Consider the following 17,944-nt stretch of genomic DNA (forward strand, 5'->3'; position numbering starts at 1 on the left):
CAATATGCGACGGCGGGAGCAATTCGGCGTAAGCGAGCAATCCGGGGATAAGTGTGGAAGGTTTTCCACGGAACGCCGCGGTGGCGCCCAAGTGGGCGAAATCAGAACTTATCCAGATCCTGGTGCCTGGCCTTGATCTCGCGCACCGTGCGCGAGGACGAGCGCAGCACGATCGTGTGAGTGGTGATGAAGGTGCGGCCGAACTTCACCCCGTCGAGCAGATTGCCGTCGGTGACGCCGGTCGCCGCGAACAGCACGTCGCCGCGCGCCATGTCCTGGGCGCGATAGACCCGCTTCGGGTCGGAAATGCCCATCTTTTCGGCGCGCGCCACCTTCTCCGGCGTGTCGAGGATCAGCCGGCCCTGCATCTGCCCGCCGGTGCAGCGAAGCGCCGCCGCCGCCAGCACGCCTTCCGGCGCGCCGCCCGTGCCGAGATAGATGTCGATCCCGGTCTCGTCCGGATCGGTGGTGTGGATGATGCCGGCGACGTCGCCGTCGCCGATCAGCCGGATCGCCGCGCCCGTGGCGCGCACGGCGTCGATCAGCTTGGCATGACGCGGCCGGTCGAGGATGCAGGCCGTGATGTCGGAAACGGCCACGCCCTTGGCCTTGGCCAGATTGGCGAGGTTCTCGGCCGGCGAGGCGTCGATGTCGATCAGGCCTTCCGGATAGCCGGGGCCGATGGCGATCTTGTCCATATAGACGTCGGGCGCGAACAGCAGGCTGCCCTTTTCCGCGATGGCGATGACCGCAAGCGCATTGGGCAGGTTCTTGGCGCAGATCGTGGTGCCTTCCAGCGGATCGAGCGCGATGTCGACCGCCGGGCCTTTGCCGGTGCCGACCTCCTCGCCGATATAGAGCATCGGCGCCTCGTCGCGCTCGCCCTCGCCGATCACCACCGTGCCCTTGATGGCGAGGCGATTGAGCTCCTGTCGCATCGCATCGACCGCCACCTGGTCGGCTGCCTTCTCATCCCCGCGCCCGCGCAGCCTGGCGGCCGCGACGGCGGCCCGCTCGGTGACGCGCACCACTTCCATGGTGAGGATCCGGTCGAGGCCGGCAGCGATGTTGTGGGCGATGTTCATGGATGGGCATTCCTCGTTGTCTGTTAGCGTCGAGCAATCCCAGAACGGTTGAGCACCGGAATTGCTCCGCCTCCCGCCAGAGGCGGACTTCTTCTGGCAAAGCTCCATGACAACGGCAAGACTTGGCCCGTCATTTTTCGAAATGAGAGCAAAATCAATCGATTGAAGGCGGAATCGGACCTGGCTTATTCCGCCCGCTCGATGCGGATCACTTGCGGTTTGTCGGTCAGATGGCCGTCCTTGGTGATGCCTTCGACCGCCTTGCGCACCGCCGCTTCCGTCGTCTCGTGGGTGACGAGGATGACGGTTTTCTGCGCCTGGGTCTCCGCGCTGGCCGCCTGCTGGACGATCGATTCCAGCGAGATGTCGTTGTCGGCCATGCGCTTTGCGATGGCCGCGAAGACGCCGGTGCGGTCATGCACGGTCAGCCGGATGAAGTAGCCGCCGGCATGGCTGCGCATGCGCGCCTTCTTGTAAGGCTTCAGTTCCTTCGCCGGCCAGCCGAACACCGGAGCGTGCTGGAATCCGGGCCGGCTCTTGGCGATATCGGCGATATCGCCGATCACCGCCGAGGCGGTGGCGTTGCCGCCGGCGCCTGGACCGGAAAGCAGAAGCTCGCCCAGAATGTCGGTCTCGATCGCCACGGCATTGGTGACGCCGTGCACCTGCGCGATGACGGACGCCGTCGGCACCATCGTCGGGTGCACCCGCTGCTCGATGCCGCTGTCGGTGCGCTGCGCGACGCCGAGCAGCTTGATGCGGTAGCCGAGATCGGCCGCCGCGCGGATGTCTGCCTGGCTGATGTTGGAGATGCCTTCCATATAGATGTCGTTGGCGGCGATCTTCGTGCCGAAGGCAAGGCTGGTCAGGATCGACAGCTTGTGGGCCGTGTCGTGGCCTTCGATGTCGAAGGTCGGGTCGGCCTCGGCGTAGCCCAGCCGCTGCGCGTCCTTCAGGCAGGCATCGAACGAGATGCCCTCGGCTTCCATGCGGGTCAGGATGTAGTTGCAGGTGCCGTTGAGGATGCCGAAGACACGCGTCACCGCATTGCCGGCCATTGCCTCGCGCATCGTCTTGATGACAGGAATGCCGCCGGCCACCGCCGCCTCGTAATTGAGCAGAACACCCTTCTTCTCGGCGATCTCGGCAAGCGCCACGCCATGCTTGGCCAGCAGCGCCTTGTTGGCGGTCACGACATGCCGGCCCGCCTCGAGCGCCGCCTTCACCGCCAGCCGCGCCGGCCCTTCGTCGCCGCCGATCAGCTCGGCAAAGACGTCGATGTCGGCCTTTTCGGCCATCTGGACCGGATCGTCGAACCATGTCGCGGCGCTGAGGTCGACGCCGCGATCGCGTTTCCGGTCGCGGGCCGAAACGGCCGTCACGACGATATCGCGTCCGCACTGGCGGGTGAGCTCCGCCGCCTTGTCGCGCAGCACGCGCGCCACCGAGGCGCCAACCGTGCCGAGGCCGGCAATTCCAACACGCAACGCTTCAGCCATGTCCGGCGACGCCCCTCAAAAATCCAGATAGGCAGACTCAGCGCCGAGCGGCGAGCGGCACCACATTGTTGGGCTGCTTGGCGGTCGATGCCAGGAAGCGCTTGATGTTGCGCGCGGCCTGACGGATCCGGTGCTCGTTCTCGACCAGCGCCACGCGCACATAGTCGTCGCCATGCTCGCCGAAGCCGATGCCCGGCGCCACCGCGACATCCGCATGCTCGATGAGCAGCTTGGAGAATTCGAGCGAGCCGAGATGGCGGAACTGTTCCGGGATCGGCGCCCAGGCGAACATCGAGGCCGCGGGCGCGGGAATGGTCCAGCCGGCGCGGCCGAAGGAATCGACCATCACGTCGCGCCGCTTGTGGTAGACCTCGCGCACCTCCTCGATGTCGGCGCCGTCGCCGTTCAGCGCATGCGCGGCCGCCACCTGGATCGGCGTGAAGGCGCCATAGTCGAGATAGGACTTCACCCGCGTCAGCGCCGAGATCAGCCGCTCGTTGCCGACGGCGAATCCCATGCGCCAGCCCGGCATGGAGAAGGTCTTCGACATCGAGGTGAACTCGACGCAGATATCCATCGCGCCCGGCACCTGCAGCACCGAAGGCGGCGGATTGCCGTCGAAATAAATCTCGGAATAGGCAAGATCGGACAGGATGATGATGTCGTTCTTCTTCGCGAAGGCGACCACGTCCTTGTAGAAGTCGAGCGAGGCGACCAGCGCCGTCGGATTCGACGGATAGTTGAGGATCAGCGCCAGCGGCTTCGGGATCGAATGGCGGATACCGCGCTCGACCGCCGGGATGAAGCCGTCGTCGGGCTCGACCTGCAGCGAGCGGATGACGCCGCCCGACATGATGAAGCCGAAGGCGTGGATCGGATAGGTCGGATTGGGGCACAGGATGACGTCGCCGGGCGCGGTGATCGCCTGCGCCATGTTGGCGAAGCCTTCCTTCGAGCCGAGCGTGGCCACCACCTGGGTGTCGGGGTTGAGCTTCACGCCGAAGCGGCGGGCATAGTAATTGGCTTGGGCGCGGCGCAGACCCGGAATGCCGCGCGAGGACGAATAGCGATGCGTGCGCGGATCGCGCACCACCTCGCACAATTTGTCGACGATGGCTTTCGGCGTCGGCAGGTCCGGATTGCCCATGCCAAGGTCGATGATGTCGGCGCCGCGCGAACGGGCGCTGGCCTTCAGCCGGTTGACCTGCTCGAACACGTAAGGCGGAAGCCGGCGGACCTTGTGAAATTCTTCCATTGGATTTCCAGACACGATCGAAGGGGGCGCTTTCGGCGCGCGATATAAACCTAATTGCAGTTAGGGTCGAGGGTCGGGTCGCATTTGCCCTCGATCTGTTTCAACGTGTCGCCGCCATGCGTCTTGGCAAGCGTCTTCAGCGCCGCGGAATTCGCCGGCGCTTTGACGCTGCCGCCCTTGGCAGCCTGCGCCTGCTGCTCGGCCTTGAGCCTGGCCAGGTTCGCCGCGGTCTCCTCCTTGGTGAACTGCTTGGCGGCCACCTGCGGCGGGATGTTGAGGTTCGGGTAGGAGCCGGTGTCCTTCGGGCCTTCGGTCACGGCCGTCGGCGCTGCATTGTTGGTGCTGGTGCTCGTGCAGCCGCCGGCGGGCAGCAGCACGCCGACCAGCGCGGCCAGTACCGCCTTGCGGGAGATCGACCCGAACCTGAGAAAAAAAGTCCCGCCAACATTAATCGTCATATTGTTTTCCTGGCAGCCGGGTTACTGCGAATTGGACCCGGTCGGATGTCCCATGGTAATATGTCAAGAAAACGCTCCGGGAGGAACCCCGCGGACCATGTCCAAACCTGACGATTCGGACAAAGCGGAAAATGGCGGACCTTCGGCCATCGAGCAATATCTGGTGAAGGATCCCGAGCGCTTCGCCTTGAACATGGCGCGCATGATCGAACAGGCCGGCAAGGCGGCGTCCGCCTGGACCGAACCGCGCGAGAAGGGCGAGGTGCGCGATCATGTCGCCGAACCGGTCGTCGACATGGTCAAGACCTTCTCCAAGCTCTCGGAGTACTGGCTTGGCGACCCGCAGCGCGCGCTCGAAGCGCAGACGCGTCTGTTCGCCGGCTATATGACTGTCTGGGCGAACGCCATCCAGAAGGTCAATCCCAATGCCGAGGCGCCACAGGACGCGGTTCAGCCCGAGCGCGGCGACAAGCGCTTCCAGGACCCCGAATGGGGCCGCAACGCCTTCTTCGATTTCCTCAAGCAGGCCTATCTCGTCACCTCGCGCTGGGCGAACGAGCTGGTCGAGCACGCCGAGGGCCTGGACGAGCACACCCGCCATAAGGCGAGCTTCTACGTCAAGCAGGTGTCGAACGCGATCGCGCCGTCGAACTTCATCCTGACCAATCCGGAGCTGTACCGCGAGACCGTGGCCTCGAATGGCGAGAACCTGGTGCGCGGCATGAAGATGCTGGCCGAGGACATCGCCGCCGGCCGCGGCGACCTGAAGCTGCGCCAGGCCGACTACACGCCTTTCGAAATCGGCAAGAACATCGCCACCACGCCCGGCAAGGTCATCGGCCGCAGCGATGTCGCCGAGATCATCCAGTACGATCCGGTGACCGAAACGGTGCTGAAGCGCCCGCTGCTGATCTGCCCGCCATGGATCAACAAATTCTACATCCTCGACCTCAACCCGCAGAAATCCTTCATCCGCTGGGCGATCGAGCAGGGCCACACCGTCTTCGTCATCTCCTGGATCAACCCCGACGAGCGCCACGGCGCCAAGGGCTGGGAGGCCTATATCCGCGAAGGCCTGCAATACGGTCTCGACATCGTGGAGAAAGCGACCGGCGAGAGGGAAGTCAACGCCATCGGCTATTGCGTCGGCGGCACGTTGCTTGGCGCGGCTCTCGCGCTGCTGGCGCAGGAAGGTGATCATCGCATCAAATCGGCCACCTTCTTCACCACCCAGGTCGACTTTACCTATGCCGGCGACCTCAAGGTCTTCGTCGACGAGGACCAGGTCGCCGCGGTCGAGCGCTCGATGAGCGAGAAGGGCTATCTCGAAGGCACCAAGATGGCCACCGCCTTCAACATGCTGCGCTCGGGCGACCTGATCTGGCCCTATGTCATCAACAATTACATGCGCGGCAAGGAGCCCCTGCCCTTCGACCTGCTCTACTGGAATTCCGATTCCACGCGCATGGCGGCGGCCAACCACTCCTTCTATTTGCGCAACTGCTATCTAGAGAACAATCTCTCGCGCGGCACGATGGAGCTGGCCGGTCGCACGGTCTCGCTGGCCGACATCACCATCCCCGTCTACAACCTTGCCACGAAGGAAGACCACATCGCGCCGGCGCTTTCGGTGTTCCTGGGCTCGCGCTTCTTCGGCGGTGACGTCGAGTATGTGATGGCGGGTTCCGGCCACATCGCCGGCGTCGTCAACCCGCCTGCCGCCAGGAAGTATCAGTACTGGACCGGCGGCAAGCCGGTGGGCGATTTCAACGCCTGGCTCGCCGCGGCGCATGAGCATCCTGGGTCCTGGTGGACGCACTGGCAGCACTGGATCGAGAACCAGGACAACATACGCGTGCCCGCCCGGAAACCGGGCAAGCGTATGAAAACCTTGGGAGATGCGCCGGGCACCTATGTCAAGGTGCGTGTGTAACGGACTGTAATGTCTGGTGAGTTGACGGGCCGCCAAAACAGGGCGAAATGGTGGCGTCAATCGTTTCACGGCCTCAAATCACCTTCCGACGCAGATTAATTCCGAGGCTTGCAGATTCGACACATGTCCCGTTTCCGGTTGGGAACAGGAGGGTTATCGCGGCGCGATGCTGGAGTGGCGCGGCGATGACGGACCGACCGGATGCCGAGGGGGAATTTATTTTGAAATCAGTAGGTTGGCGTCTTGCACGAAGGGAAGGTCGCAGCATAGCGGCAGCGCTTTTCTCCGTGCTTCTGGCCTCCTGCACATCGACCGGCGACCCGACGATGTCGGTCGTTTCGCCCGCCTACAATTCAACCGCCACCGAAATGAGCGCGACGTCCGGCGGCAAGACGGCAACAACCGCCGATTCGTCGGCCCAAGTGGCATCCGCGACCACCGATGCGGCAGCGACCGTGATGAGCGAAGGCGACACGCCTTTGCCCGAGAAGGTCGCCTATGTGCCGGAGACGCGGCCGCAAGCCGCCTTCCCTGACGTCGCCGTGCCCACGGGCGCCGCCGCAATTGCCGGCAACACGCCGCAACCTCTGGTTCAGCCGGCGCAGACGGCGGAACAGACACAAGCCGTCGCCCAGCAGGTCGCCGCCGGCGATGCCGCCGCCATTGCGTCCAAGGCGCAGGCGACCACGCAGGCCATGAGCAACGGCGTCTATGTGACCGCGGGCGAGCCGGCGCAGCCGCAGGTCGCCGCGCCGAAGAAGAGCCTGTTTGCCTCGCTGTTCAGCACCACGCCGGCCTCGGCCGCGCCCGCGCCGCTGATCAATTCGCGCTCCAGCGACCAACCGGCGGCGCAGGCCAAGACCGCAACTGCCGCGCCCGCCCCTGCCAAGCCGATCGTTGAGCTGGCCTCCGCGACACCCGCCGCGAAGCCAGTGCAGCTCGCCTCGCTGGACGACCCGAGCTATCACATCACCGGCGCCGACGCCCTTCCCGGCGTGCGCCAGACCGCGCTGTTCGAGATCAAGCGCAAGTCCGGCATTGACGATGAGAGCGACGTCGACCTCAACGAGGATGAGGGCGGCGGCGGTTCCTACCAGGTGGCCTCGGCCGCCGGCATGGCAAGACTCGCGCCCAACGGCCTTCTGAAGCAGAACGAAAGCGTCGACGTCGCTTGTCTGAAACCGTCGCTGGTGCGGGTGCTGAAGACGATCGAAGGCCATTTCGGCCGCAAGATGGTCGTCACCTCCGGCTACCGCGACCCCTCGCGCAACCGCCGCGCCAACGGCGCCAAGAACTCGCTGCACATGTACTGCGCCGCCGCCGACATCCAGTTGCCCGGCGTCTCGAAGTGGGAACTGGCGAGCTACGTCCGCTCGATGCCCGGCCGCGGCGGCGTCGGCACCTACTGCCACACCGAATCCGTCCATATCGACGTCGGTCCCGAGCGCGACTGGAACTGGCGCTGCCGTCGCCGCAGCGGCGGCGGCGAGGACGGCTGATACTCGGCTTTGCCCAGTGCGCATAGCCGGGTTGACCGATTGAGAGCCGATCACCGCCGACGCCGTCGTTTGTTTCGACAAACCGTCAGCGACGTTCGCGATTGGCTGAAGCTTACTGAACTTCGTCATCCACGGGCGGGGCAGGAGCGAAGCGGACGCGCAGACCCGAGGATCCATGCCGTTACCTCAACCGTAGGGTAGAGCGGCGCAGATTCTGCACCGATGCGATACGTCAGCGTCACGGAATGGATTCTATGGTCTGCGCGCGTCGCTTCGCTCCTTGCTCCGCCATGGAATGACGACCGCGACTGGCCTCCCAGCCAATCTCCAGAGGTGCGTGACCGAATGCGGCCGCAACCCTGCCCTGCCCCGAAAAGCCGGCTTTTGCAGCCTTTTGAAAAAAGTTGTCGCATGTGGCGGCAGATGGGTTGCCGGTTGGCGACAACGCAATTATAAGCCGCTTCGTCTGAGCGCGCCCATCGTCTAGCGGTTAGGACACCGCCCTTTCACGGCGGTAACAGGGGTTCGATTCCCCTTGGGCGTACCAGTCTTATCCTCCCTGAACGGCCGAATCCGGCACCTCGCGCTCACCGGGCCGAAACGCGTCATTAACGGCGTTGTTGGGTGACGCATGTTGGCAGCGATCAGACGGTGTAGAGTTCTGCCTCGCCATGGAGGCGCGGATGAACCTGCTTCGGACAGTTCTCTTATGCGCGGCAATGACCGGCCTGGCCGGGCTGCAGCCCATCCATGCCGAGGATCAGCCCGCTCAGCCGAACGGCGACGCGGCGCAACAGCTGCCGCCCGTTCACTGCGAGGGACAGAACTGCCTGCCGCCGAGGAACGACCCCGCTTTGGAGTGCAAGGGGCAGGACTGCACGCCGGCTCGAGCGACCGACCAGCCGTCAGGCCCGGAGATCAAGAAGGTCAAGTGAGCGGCGGCGGGCGCTCGGTGGCGGAAAACAGAAGGCCATCGCCGTCGTCAGGTCGCTTGAAGCTCAGAAAAAGCAGGCGCCCAGCAGAACGAAGCGGAAGTCTCAGATCAATCCGGAACCATCGGCGCCGGCTCTTCGCACCGATAGACCATGCAACGACCGTCACTGGCCGGAACATAGTCGACCATCGGCACATAGGGAGCATCGCACTCATTGCCGAATTGGCGGACATAGCGCTCATATGTGTTCGCCCCCGTGGTCAGTACCACCGCATGCCGGCTCTGGATCAGCGCCTGGGTCTGCGCGCAGGTCATTGTGCGTGTGTCGGGTCGTGCATCGGCGAAGTTTGTGGCGGCAACGATCATCGCTGCCGCGCAAAACGCAATCTTGCCTATGGGCATGGTGGCATCCTCGCAAATCGGCAAATTCGCATCTTGCGACACCGGTTCGCAACAGCGGTGTGGTCACGATGCAGCGAGCAAAGCCTTGAAAAGCAGTTGAAACCCCGCGCCAGACCCTGGAATTGCCCGAGGACAAACAACGTCCGAGGTCAGGCTGTTGCAAAAACCACTGTCTGCAGCAGCCCTCCCCCCGGCCGGTTCTCCAGCGTGATCGAGCCGCCATAGCGCTCGATGATCTCCTTGGCGATGGCGAGACCCAGCCCCGCGCCCGGGATGAACTGCGTGCGCGCCGGATCGACCCGGAAGAACGGCTCGAAGGCCTTGTTCAACAGGTCCGGCGGAATGCCGGCGCCGCGGTCGGCGATGGTGAGAACCGCCTGGCCGCCTCGCCGCGCAAGCGCGATGGTGCAGCTCTTGCCATGCGTGGCGGCGTTGACGATCAGGTTGCGCAGCGCCCGGCGCAAGCCGAGCGCGCCGGCCTTGACGAACACATGGTCGAGATGGTCGATCGTCACCGCATGGCCGAGCGAGACCATTTCGACCTCGATGTCGCGAACCAGCGCGTCCAGGGCCACCGGCTCAACCGCGTCCTGGTTGACCTCCTCGCGCACGAGGCGGATGGCGCTGTCGGCGATACGGTCGAGCTCGTCGAGGTCGCTCAGCCATTTCTCGCGATCCTCCTCGAGGAATTCGGCGCGGAGCCGCATCCTGGTCATCGGCGTCCTGAGATCGTGGCCGGCCGCCGCGACTAGGCGCATGCGGCTTTCCATCGCCGTCTTCAGTCTTGCCGACAGCTCGTTAAGCGCATGGGCGGTGGCCCTCACCTCGGCCGAGCCTTTCTCCGGCAAAGTCGCCAGCATGCCATCCGAGCCGATCTTGCTGACGGCGGTTTCCAGCATTTCCAGCGGCCGAACCAGCACGCCGGTGAAATAGATCGATACCGGCGTGGCGCCGAGCACGATCAAGGCCATCCAGCCGGCGAACCCGTACCAGACATCGCGCGGCGGGCCCACGTCGGGAACATCGACGATCATCCAGCGATGGTCAGGCAAAGCGACCGAGGCGATCATCCCGGGTTGCCCGGCCCTGCGGCTGACGACCGCCGAAACATCGAGACCGTTCTGGCGCAGCATGTCGTTCAGCACCCGCGTGTGCTTGCGGTCCTCGAAACCGGGCGCCGGACGATCGCTGATCGTCACCGGCGCATCGCCGCTGCTCGGCACGTGGCCTGGAACCAATTGCATCATATACTGGATCTGGTGCGCCAGCGGCCCCATCGTCAGCTCCGGCGACGGCCCGCCGAGCACCTTGACGGCGACAAAGGTGGCAAGCCCGACCACGCCCAGGATCGACGCGACCAAAAGGATGATCAGCCGACGGCGCAGCGAAGTCATGGCTCGACATCCGTTGTCGGGACGCGGTACTCCGCCGTCTCGACCCGTGCCGTCAGTTGATAGCCGCCATTGCGCACGGTCTTGAACAATGCCTCCTCGCCCGCTTCGGCGAATTTCCGCCGCAGCCGGCTCATCAGCACGTCGACGGACCGGTCGAGCGGCTCGCGCTCGCGCCCTTGCGTCAGATCGAGCAGTTGGTCGCGCGACAAAAGCCGTCCCGGCCGATCGAGAAAGACCTGCAGCAGATCGAACTCCGCGCCGGTCAGGTCGACCAGGGCGCCATCGGCATCCATCACCTTTCGCGTGTCCGGCTCCAGCCTGTAACCGGCGAAATGATAGACGCGAACCTTGGGCGGGGCGGCTTCTTCCGGCGCCGAGCGCCTGAGCACCGCGCGGATGCGGGCCGAAAGCTCGCGCGGGTTGAACGGCTTGCCGAGATAGTCGTCGGCGCCGAGCTCCAGGCCGATGATACGGTCGACATCTTCCTTCAGCGCTGTCAGCAGGATGACCGGAATGTGCGGCTTGCGATCGCGCAGGCTCCGGCAGATGTCGAGACCGGAGCCGTCCGGCAGCATGACGTCGAGCACGATCAGGTCGAACTGGCCGGAGCCGAGCTTCTGCTCGCATTCGCGCCGGTCCGCCGCCACCGACACGCGAAAGCCCTGCCCGTCGAGATAGCGCCCGAGCAGCGTCCTGATCTCGCGATCGTCGTCCACGACGAGGATGTGGGGTTGTGCCTGCATTCTTGGCCCGCTTGCCTTTTCGTTCCTGATTATAGGGAGCGACGCCGCCAAGCGGCATGGAAAATTGCAACGGAACGTTTCCAAAACCCCGCCGGAAACATTCGGAAACAAATCTCCTTTTTCTGGAAACCTTCGGCAACGCGCCGAAGCAAAGCGGCAAAAGACGCTTCCTATTCTCCCGGCATCCGAAGCATGCAGGAAAGGATCACGTCATGCGAAGCAGACTTCTGGCGCTCGGCCTGTTCTCGGTCGCGGCCGTCCATCCGGTGTTCGCCGCCCAGCCAGAGCCCGGCGCTGCACCCGCAGACGAGCCGCCGGCAATCGGCCGGCAAGACGATGCTGGCCCCGGCCCGATGAAGCCGTGGCCCGGTCAGCGCTGGGCGATGCGTCAAGGCCCGGAAGACTTCGGCCCGCGTCGCATGGGTCCGCCTCCCGAATTTCTCGCCGCCCGGCTCGCAGCGCTCGAGACGCGGATCGGCATCCGCTCCGAGCAGCTCGATGCATGGCGCGACTATACCACCGCGCTGCAGGCGGTGCTGGCGCCACCGCCGCGGCCCGATTTCGCCCCGCCCGGCCGCGGGCCGGACGAGGCCGCCGGTGGCAAGCCGGATCAGGCAAAGCGCGATCCCTTCGCCTCCCAGGAGAATCTGGCCGACAAGGTGACCAAGCGCGCCGCATCCGCTGCCAAGCTCAAGGACGCCATCACTGTGCTGCGGGCCAAGCTGACGCCCGAACAGCTCGAAATCCTCGCTTCGGCGGACCGGCCGCATGGCCACCCCCCGTTCCATGGGGCAATCCGCCGGATGCAGCCGGCCCCGGAGGTCTGCCTGATCACGGACAGCTCCCTCCACCCCTACCCCGGAGTGGCGAGCAACTCTGACCGGTTGCGCCGGCCGGCCCTCTGACCCACCCGTTCAAGGGCCGGCCGGTTCTCTTCTTGCAACTTGAGATGCCCCGCACCGCCGCTGGATGCGCGAGGCGAGGAGAGCACCATGTGGGAAGCGCTGATGATGCTGCGCCTGATCGTGTCTGTTGCCCCGGGCCTGCGGGTCGGCCGGCAGGCTTCGCAGCCAGCCGCGGCGCCCACGTCGATCGAGCATGCGATCCGGTTGAACTTCGCAGGCTATCGGCTGTCGCTTCCGATCGCCTCGTCCAATGTCAAAAACGATGACCGCAAAATTGCGTAAAAGACATCTTCTTCTCCTGGCATTGCTGGTCGCGCTGGCCGCCGTCGCAGCGCTCAAGGCTTATGGCCGCGCCACGCCCGAGCCGGCGACGCAGACGCCTGCGCCGGCAGCGACGCTCACCGTTTCGGTGGAGAAGGTGGTCGCCCAGACGGTGACATCGTCGGTCAGCGCGACCGGCACGGTGGCTGCATGGCAGGAAGCGACGATCGGCGCCGAAGAGAGCGGCCTGCGCCTGACCGAAGTCCTGGTGGCCGAGGGCGATCATGTGAAGGCCGGCGATGTCGTCGCAAGGTTGGATGACTCGCTCCTCAAGGCCCAGCTCGCCGAGCAGAAGGCAGCCATCGCTCAGGCGCAGGCGACGCTCGACTCTGCGTTGTCGGCCGCCGCGCGCGCCGACAGGCTGCTCGCCAGCAACGCCGTCAGCGCTGAAACCGCCGAGGACAAGGCGACCGCCGTCAAGACCGGCAAGGCCAGTGTCGACCAGGCAGAGGCCGCCGCCCAGCGGCTGCAGGCCCAGCTCGACAGGACGACCATCCGCGCCCCGTTCGACGGCATCGTCTCCAGCAAGCCGGCCGTGGCAGGCTCCATCGTCCAGGCCGGCACCGAGCTGATGAAGATCGTCCGTGACGGCAGGCTGGAGGTCGGTGTGCTTGTCCCTGAAAAGGACCTGGCGGCAATCTCGGCCGGTCAGCCGGCGAACATCGTCGACGCATCCGGCCGCGCCTTTTCCGGCAACATTTCCTCGATTGCCGAAACCGTCAATTCGACCACGCGCCTTGCCACCGTCTATGTCACCGTCGGCGAAGGCTCGGGCCTCAAGCCCGGCATGTTCGCCCGCGTCACGATCGAGACGGCGTCGTCCCGGCAACTGACCATCGCCGAAACGGCTTTGGTCTGGCATGACGGCAAACCGGCTGTGTTCGTCGTCGACGATCAAGGCAAGGTCGGCGCGCATCCCGTTGCAACCGGCACGCGCCAGAACGGCCGGGTAGCCATCGAAAGCGGCTTGTCGGAAAGCGACCGCGTCGTCGTCGCCGGCGCCGGCTTCCTGAACGACGGCAACCTCGTGCGCGTCTCCGCCGACGAGACGAAGGCTGCCGACGCCGCAAGCACGGCGGAGCCCGCACAATGAACGCCATCTCCTCGTGGTCGATCCGCAATCCGGTTCCGACCATCGTGCTGTTCCTGTCGCTCGGCATTGCCGGCGTCTACGGCTTCATGCAGCTGCGCACCAACAATATGCCCGACATCGACCTGCCGACCGTCACCGTCACGGTGGCGCAGCCGGGCGCGGCTCCGAGCGAAATGGAAGTCCAGGTCGCGCGCGTTATCGAGAACACGGTCGCGACCCTCGAAGGCGTCGACGACGTCTCGACCTCGATCAGCGAGGGCTCGTCCGTCACCACCATCGAATTCACCCTCGGCACCGATCCCGAGACCGCCACCAACGATGTCCGCAACGCCGTCTCCGGCGTGCAATCCAGCCTGCCGGCCGCGGCCCAGACGCCGGTCGTGGCGAAGGTCAACGCCACGGGCAATTCGGTGCTGACCTTCGTCGTCGAGGCGCCGACCATGTCGCCCGACGCGCTGAGCTGGTACATCGACAATGACGTCGCCAAGGTCCTGCTCGGTGTCGACGGAGTCTCCAAGATCACCCGTTCCGGCGGCGTCGACCGCGTCATCCGCGTCGAGCTCGACCCCGACCGGCTCGCCGCTCTCGGCATCAGCGCCGGCGACGTCAGCCAGACGCTGGCCTCCAACAACGTCAACCAGCCCGGCGGCCGCGCCAATATCGGCGGCCAGGAGCAGTCGGTGCGCACGCTCGCCAGCGCAACGACCGTCGAGGTGCTGGCCGATACCCGCATCGCGCTGAGCGGCGCCGGCGACGTCAAGCTGTCCGACCTCGGCACCGTCGTCGACAGCTGGGAAAAGCCGCGCCAGGCGGCCTATCTCGACGGCCGGCGGGTCGTCGCCTTCAATGTCTACAGATCGGTGGGCTCGAGCGAGATCGACGTGGTCAAGGCCGCCCGCGCCGCCATCGCCGACATGGGCGCCAAGACCAGGGCGGCAAAATTCACCGAAGTCACCTCCTCGTCAGGCTTCGTCCAGGAAAGCTACGACGCCGCCTTCGAAGCCTTGTGGCTCGGCGCCCTGCTCGCCATCGGCGTGGTCTGGCTGTTCCTGCGCGATATCAGGGCGACGCTGGTGTCGGCGGTGGCGATGCCGCTGTCGCTGATCCCGACCTTCGCGGTGATGGCGGCCTTCGACATCTCGCTCAACAACATCACCCTGCTGGCGCTGTCGCTGGTCGTCGGCATCCTTGTCGATGACGCCATCGTCGAGATCGAGAACATTGTGCGCCATATGCGCCAGACCGGCCTCAGCGCCTACCAGGCGGCGATCGAAGCGGCGGACGAGATCGGCCTCGCCGTGGTGGCGACCACCGCCACCATCGTCGCCGTGTTCCTGCCCGTCGCCTTCATGCCCGGCATTCCCGGCAAGTTCTTCTTCTCGTTCGCAGTCGCCGTCTGCGTTTCGGTGCTGTTCTCGCTCTTGATGGCGCGCATGCTTACCCCGCTGATGGGCGCCTATCTGGTGCGCGCCGGTGGCCATGACGAGGACGATACGCCTGCCTTGGTGCCGACTTATCTGTGGCTGCTGCGCAAGGCGCTCGATTACCGCTGGATCACATTGCTGGCCGGTATTGCCTTTTTCGCCGGTTCGATGCTGCTGGCGACCCAGCTGCCGACCGAGTTCATGGCGGCGGCCGACCGCGGTCGCTCGATGATCTCGGTCGAGCTGCAGCCCGGCTCCACCATCGAGCAGACCACGGCGGTGGTGCAGGACATCACCAGAGGACTGGAGAAGGAGCCGGCCGTTGACAGCGTGTTTGCGACCATTGGCACGGCTGCGTCTTCGGGCGGCGGACCTAACCAAAGCTCGAGCTCGGCCGAAGTGCGGACGGCGACCGTCACGGTCAACCTGAAGCCGCGCGCCGAGCGGACGATGAGCCAGCAGCAATTCGAGGCCGAGGCCTCGCCGAAGCTAAACGGCATTCCCGGCGCCCGCATGCAGTTCGGCGCCGACGGCTTCTCCGGCGCCAAGGTGTCGATCACGCTGGTCGGCGACGATGGCGAAGCCCTCGAAAAGGCCAGCGATGCACTGATCGACGCAATGAAATCGGTTCCCGGGCTGATCAATCCGACGTCGACCGCGGCCACCACCAAACCCGAGCTCATCGTACGCCCCGACAGCGCCAAGGCGGCCGAGCTTGGCGTCACGCCGACCGAGATCGCAGCGACGGTCAAGATCGCCACCATCGGCGACACCGACACCAGCCTGGCGAAATTCAATCTCGGCGACCGTCAGGTCTCGATCATCGTCACCGTGCCCGACGGCGCCATCGACGATCCGGCAAAGCTCGCCATGCTGCCGCTGACCGGCGCCAAGGGCGTGGTTCCGCTTGGCGCAGTCGCCGATATCGGCTTCAACGCCGGCCCAAACAGCATCACGCGTGTCGACAGAAGCCGCAGCGCCACGATCGAGGCCGATCTTTCCGGCCTGACGCTCGGCCAGGCGACCGAAGCCATCCGCGCCCTGCCCGCGATGCGCAACCTTCCGGCCAGCGTGCATGAACTGGCGCGCGGCGATGCCCAACGCATGCAGGAGCTTTTTTCCGGCTTCGCGACCGCAATCGCCGCGGGCATCATCCTGATGTACCTGACGCTGGTGTTGCTCTTCCGCAGCTTCGTGCAGCCGGTGACCATCCTGGTCGCGTTGCCGCTCTCGGTCGGCGGCGCGCTGGGCTTCCTGCTCATTACCGGCAAGGCGCTTGGCATCTCGCCGTTGATCGGCATACTCATGCTGATGGGCATCGCGGCCAAGAACTCGATCCTGCTTGTCGAATATGCCCTGGTCGCCGAGAAGGAGCACGGCATGAGCCGCTTCGAGGCACTGCTCGACGCCGCACGCAAGCGGGCCAGGCCCATCGTCATGACATCGGTCGCCATGGGCGCCGGCATGCTGCCGATCGCGCTTGGCATCGGCGCCGACGCCGAGACGCGTGCGCCGATGGCGATCGCCGTGATCGGCGGGCTCATCTCCTCGACCGTACTCAGCCTCGTCTACGTGCCGGTCGTTTATACCTTCATGGACGACATCCAGCATTTCCTCGCCCGTCACCTCGGCAAGCTGTTGGTCGAACAGCCCGGCGCGGACGGCCGGGCGAGGACCACAACTCCAGGGAACAATCCAGCCAATGCATACCCAACCTGATCGTTCTCCATCGCCGGCAAGGCTACGCCGCCTGTCTCCCTGGGCGGGATTCCTGTACGCCACGCTTCTGTTGGCAGCCTGCTCGCAGGAGAAGAGCCAGGTGCCGGCCGGCATGGGGGGTGCCGGCAGGCCCGAGGTCGGCGTCGTGACGCTGCATCCGCAATCGGTCGCGATCACCGCCGAGCTGCCGGGACGAACGGCCGCCTCGCTCATCGCCGAGGTGCGCCCGCAGGTCGACGGCATCATCCGACAGCGGCTGTTCCAGGAAGGCGCGGAGGTGGTGGCGGGGCAGCCGCTCTACCTCATCGACCCGGCGAGCTATCAGGCCGCCTATGACAGCGCCGTCGCGACGCAGCAGAAGGCTGAAGCCGCCGTGCCCACCGCCCAGGCCAAGTTCGACCGCTATGCCGGGCTGCTGAAGCAGAACGTCGTCTCGAAGCAGGATTACGATGATGCCGCCGCGACGCTGGCGCAGGCGCAGGCCGACGTCGCAGCGGCCAAGGCCAGCGTCGAAACCGCGAAGATCAGCCTTGACCGCACCTCGATCACCGCGCCGATCGCCGGCCGCATCGACAAATCGACATTGACGCCGGGAGCATTGGTCACGGCCAACCAGGAAACGGTGCTGACCACCATTCGCTCGCTCGATCCGATCAATGTCGACGTCACGCAGTCCAGCACCAACCTGCTCAATCTGCGACAGGCGATCAACGAAGGCCGGCTGAAGTTCAGCGGGACCAATGTCAGCGTCAAGCTGAAGCTCGACAACGGCACCATCTACGCGCAGAACGGCAAGCTGGAGTTCGCCGGCGCCAATGTCGACCAGTCGACCGGCACCTTCGCGCTCAGAGCCCAGTTTCCCAATCCCGACCGGCTGCTCTTGCCTGGCATGTATGTGCGCGCCATCGTCGAGGAAGGCGTCGCCCAAAACAGCTTCCTGGTGCCGCAGCGCGGCGTCACCCGCGACCCCAAGGGCCAGGCGACGGCCATGGTCGTCAATGCCCAGGGCAAGGTCGAGCAGCGCGTGCTCAGCGTGCGCAACAGCGTCGGCAACAATTGGCTGGTGGATTCCGGCGTCGGCGACGGCGACCGCGTCATCGTCGAGGGCCTGCAGCTGGCGCGCGCCGGCGGCGACGCGACAGCGGTCGAAGTGACGATCGACGAAACGACCGGCGAGATCAAGGACCGCGAGCAGAGCTCCGCCTCGGCCACCGCCGCCGGCGGCAATGCCGCCGGTGCCGCCAAGCAGCCGGCCTCTGGCGCAACCGGGAACTGAAGCG

General features: G+C 65.5%; 15 protein-coding genes and 1 tRNA gene. 9 read left to right on the forward strand and 7 right to left on the reverse strand.

Going from position 1 to position 17,944, the window contains the following annotated elements; all coding sequences use genetic code 11:
* Positions 1–101 precede the first annotated feature (101 nt).
* From glpX to EJ068_RS01775, 4 genes are all read right to left on the reverse strand, one after another.
* Positions 102–1,085 carry a class II fructose-bisphosphatase gene (gene glpX, locus EJ068_RS01760; RefSeq protein ID WP_127252195.1) on the reverse strand — a complete coding sequence of 328 codons (984 nt, stop codon included), beginning with the start codon at positions 1,083–1,085 and terminating at the stop codon, positions 102–104.
* Positions 1,086–1,270: 185 nt separating this feature from the next.
* Positions 1,271–2,584, reverse strand: a complete 1,314-nt coding sequence (locus EJ068_RS01765; RefSeq protein WP_127252196.1) for a homoserine dehydrogenase — start codon at positions 2,582–2,584, stop codon at positions 1,271–1,273.
* Between the two features lie 37 nt (positions 2,585–2,621).
* Entirely contained in the window at positions 2,622–3,839 is a 1,218-nt protein-coding gene (locus EJ068_RS01770; RefSeq protein WP_126060457.1) for an LL-diaminopimelate aminotransferase, read from the reverse strand.
* 50 nt (positions 3,840–3,889) lie between these two features.
* The gene (locus tag EJ068_RS01775) at positions 3,890–4,297 is read right to left on the reverse strand and encodes a hypothetical protein (RefSeq protein ID WP_189342718.1); all 408 of its coding nucleotides are present in this window, start codon (positions 4,295–4,297) and stop codon (positions 3,890–3,892) included.
* 97 nt (positions 4,298–4,394) lie between these two features.
* On the opposite strand from EJ068_RS01775, the gene phaC reads away from it, so the two are divergent.
* From phaC to EJ068_RS01795, 4 genes are all read left to right on the forward strand, one after another.
* Positions 4,395–6,230 carry a class I poly(R)-hydroxyalkanoic acid synthase gene (phaC, locus tag EJ068_RS01780; protein ID WP_127252198.1) on the forward strand — a complete coding sequence of 612 codons (1,836 nt, stop codon included), beginning with the start codon at positions 4,395–4,397 and terminating at the stop codon, positions 6,228–6,230.
* A gap of 326 nt (positions 6,231–6,556) precedes the next feature.
* Entirely contained in the window at positions 6,557–7,729 is a 1,173-nt protein-coding gene (locus EJ068_RS01785) for a YcbK family protein (protein WP_245463313.1), read from the forward strand.
* 472 nt (positions 7,730–8,201) lie between these two features.
* A tRNA-Glu gene (locus EJ068_RS01790) sits at positions 8,202–8,276 on the forward strand.
* Between the two features lie 136 nt (positions 8,277–8,412).
* A complete protein-coding gene (locus tag EJ068_RS01795; protein ID WP_129554451.1) occupies positions 8,413–8,664 on the forward strand; it encodes a hypothetical protein in 252 nt (83 codons plus the stop codon).
* A 107-nt stretch (positions 8,665–8,771) separates the two neighbouring features.
* On the opposite strand, the gene EJ068_RS01800 is transcribed toward EJ068_RS01795, so the two are convergent.
* The 3 genes from EJ068_RS01800 to EJ068_RS01810 form a co-directional block, all read right to left on the reverse strand.
* A complete protein-coding gene (locus EJ068_RS01800) occupies positions 8,772–9,065 on the reverse strand; it encodes a hypothetical protein (protein ID WP_127252201.1) in 294 nt (97 codons plus the stop codon).
* A gap of 149 nt (positions 9,066–9,214) precedes the next feature.
* The gene (locus EJ068_RS01805) at positions 9,215–10,459 is read right to left on the reverse strand and encodes an ATP-binding protein (RefSeq protein ID WP_127252202.1); all 1,245 of its coding nucleotides are present in this window, start codon (positions 10,457–10,459) and stop codon (positions 9,215–9,217) included.
* Complete coding sequence (locus EJ068_RS01810) at positions 10,456–11,202, reverse strand: response regulator (RefSeq protein ID WP_127252203.1); 747 nt, start codon at positions 11,200–11,202, stop codon at positions 10,456–10,458. The genes EJ068_RS01805 and EJ068_RS01810 overlap by 4 nt, the downstream gene beginning before the upstream one ends.
* Positions 11,203–11,414: 212 nt before the next feature.
* Here EJ068_RS01810 and EJ068_RS01815 point away from each other — a divergent pair, with 212 nt between their 5' ends.
* From EJ068_RS01815 to EJ068_RS01835, 5 genes are all read left to right on the forward strand, one after another.
* On the forward strand, positions 11,415–12,107 hold the full coding sequence (locus EJ068_RS01815) for a hypothetical protein (RefSeq protein WP_245463314.1): 693 nt from the start codon (positions 11,415–11,417) through the stop codon (positions 12,105–12,107).
* 87 nt (positions 12,108–12,194) lie between these two features.
* The gene (locus EJ068_RS01820) at positions 12,195–12,389 is read left to right on the forward strand and encodes a hypothetical protein (RefSeq protein ID WP_127253873.1); all 195 of its coding nucleotides are present in this window, start codon (positions 12,195–12,197) and stop codon (positions 12,387–12,389) included.
* Positions 12,382–13,521 carry an efflux RND transporter periplasmic adaptor subunit gene (locus EJ068_RS01825; protein ID WP_189342316.1) on the forward strand — a complete coding sequence of 380 codons (1,140 nt, stop codon included), beginning with the start codon at positions 12,382–12,384 and terminating at the stop codon, positions 13,519–13,521. The genes EJ068_RS01820 and EJ068_RS01825 overlap by 8 nt, the downstream gene beginning before the upstream one ends.
* Entirely contained in the window at positions 13,518–16,664 is a 3,147-nt protein-coding gene (locus tag EJ068_RS01830) for an efflux RND transporter permease subunit (RefSeq protein ID WP_129554452.1), read from the forward strand. The genes EJ068_RS01825 and EJ068_RS01830 overlap by 4 nt, the downstream gene beginning before the upstream one ends.
* Complete coding sequence (locus EJ068_RS01835) at positions 16,648–17,940, forward strand: efflux RND transporter periplasmic adaptor subunit (RefSeq protein ID WP_127251161.1); 1,293 nt, start codon at positions 16,648–16,650, stop codon at positions 17,938–17,940. The genes EJ068_RS01830 and EJ068_RS01835 overlap by 17 nt, the downstream gene beginning before the upstream one ends.
* Positions 17,941–17,944: the final 4 nt, after the last annotated feature.

The sequence above is a fragment of the Mesorhizobium sp. M2A.F.Ca.ET.043.02.1.1 genome (assembly GCF_003952405.1).
Taxonomy (GTDB): domain Bacteria; phylum Pseudomonadota; class Alphaproteobacteria; order Rhizobiales; family Rhizobiaceae; genus Mesorhizobium.